The sequence below is a fragment of the Aquimarina agarivorans genome (assembly GCF_000218485.1).
Taxonomy (GTDB): domain Bacteria; phylum Bacteroidota; class Bacteroidia; order Flavobacteriales; family Flavobacteriaceae; genus Aquimarina; species Aquimarina agarivorans.
Genome location: NZ_AFPB01000097.1, coordinates 1 through 1,215, shown reverse-complemented (window position 1 = coordinate 1,215; position 1,215 = coordinate 1). Strand labels below are relative to the sequence as shown.

Annotated in this window: 3 protein-coding genes; all 3 read left to right on the top strand. The window is 29.5% G+C overall.

Going from position 1 to position 1,215, the window contains the following annotated elements; translation table 11 throughout:
* Positions 1-145 precede the first annotated feature (145 nt).
* The 3 genes from GMC_RS23060 to GMC_RS23070 all read left to right on the top strand — a co-directional run bounded on the left by GMC_RS23060 (position 146) and on the right by GMC_RS23070 (position 1,164).
* Entirely contained in the window at positions 146-481 is a 336-nt protein-coding gene (locus tag GMC_RS23060) for a hypothetical protein (RefSeq protein WP_010520315.1), read from the top strand.
* A 101-nt stretch (positions 482-582) separates the two neighbouring features.
* Positions 583-885, top strand: coding sequence for a hypothetical protein (locus tag GMC_RS23065; protein WP_010520316.1), 303 nt, complete (start codon positions 583-585; stop codon positions 883-885).
* A 6-nt stretch (positions 886-891) separates the two neighbouring features.
* Positions 892-1,164, top strand: a complete 273-nt coding sequence (locus tag GMC_RS23070) for a hypothetical protein (protein WP_010520317.1) — start codon at positions 892-894, stop codon at positions 1,162-1,164.
* Positions 1,165-1,215: the final 51 nt, after the last annotated feature.

Below are 1,215 nucleotides of genomic sequence, written 5' to 3'. Positions count from 1 at the left end.
CCCTCATAGACTCCAAAAAAGTCTTCAGAACGTATGCGAACGTAAAAATGAGCAGAAAAATGAGCAGAAAAATGAATAAATGTAAAACATTAATAAACAGCAAATTATTTTTACGTTAGTCAGAATAAAAAAAACAATAAAGAAAATGTCTGCAAATACATATAGAAATAATGTCTCCAGATTGCAAGGACAAATTGCAGACCTAAAAAAGAAAGAAGCTTCTGAGAGGAAGAAAGATGTTGACTTAGTTTCAAAAATCAATAATCTATCAAAAAGAATTTCAACGACAAAATCTTCTACAACGATTCAAAGCCTTCAAAGACAAATTGAAAGCAAATTAAAAGAGCAAGTTCGATTTCAATCTAAAATTGCAGATATTCAAAAGCAAATAGCCAATAAACAAAAAGAACTCGATCGGAATCAAACTAACCTAACAAGGGCCATTGAAAAAGAAACAAAAAAAAACAAACTGACGAGCTGATTTTTCTGAGAGCAAAAGAGTCCTATAATAGGAATGAGTTATCTAACGTTCGACAATTAAATTCTGAACTTGAAAAACAACAGTTCATTTTTCAAAATCGTATGATTTCAGTTGATGAAATTTCAAAAAATGATGAAGAATATTCAGTTAATGAACTTGTTGATCTTCACTTTAAAATTGATGCCGTTCTAGAAAAGTTAGAGAAATTGGGGCTCGGGCAAGAAATCATATTTGAAGAAATCGAAGGATTAAAAACAAAAAGTAAAAAGATTAGCAAGAAGGATTTAAAATTAATGTTAATCGGTCAATTAGTAAGCTTTGGAAACGGAGTAGTTGATTCTGAAACAGCTGGTCAAATTTTAGAAAAATTGACTGATGTACAATTATCAAATTTAATTATTTAATGAACTATGATTGAACAACATTTAGAAGAATCAAAACAACAAATAAGTGATCTTGCAGATAAAATTCTATTGAATGATGAAGATTTAGAAATTGACAATAGAATGTTTGCAGCATTGAGGCAGAAAACTGAGAACATCATATTGTCAGATTACTTAATAGAAAAAGCTAACGAAAGACTTGAAAATCTAAAGGTATTCATTAGTGATGAATCAGAGGTAGAGAAATATAAAAATGACCTGATCTCGTTTATTCAGGAATTATTAAGGGAAAAATTATAAAAGCATATAACAAAACCTAAACTGCATTAAAACGCAGCTTAGCCAAACGTT

What these genes read in the sequence shown, in the direction of transcription:
- GMC_RS23060 (WP_010520315.1), top strand. Translation starts at nt 146, where the DNA reads ATGTCTGCAAATACATATAGAAATAATGTCTCCAGATTGCAAGGACAA.
- GMC_RS23065 (WP_010520316.1), top strand. Translation starts at nt 583, where the DNA reads ATGATTTCAGTTGATGAAATTTCAAAAAATGATGAAGAATATTCAGTT.
- GMC_RS23070 (WP_010520317.1), top strand. Translation starts at nt 892, where the DNA reads ATGATTGAACAACATTTAGAAGAATCAAAACAACAAATAAGTGATCTT.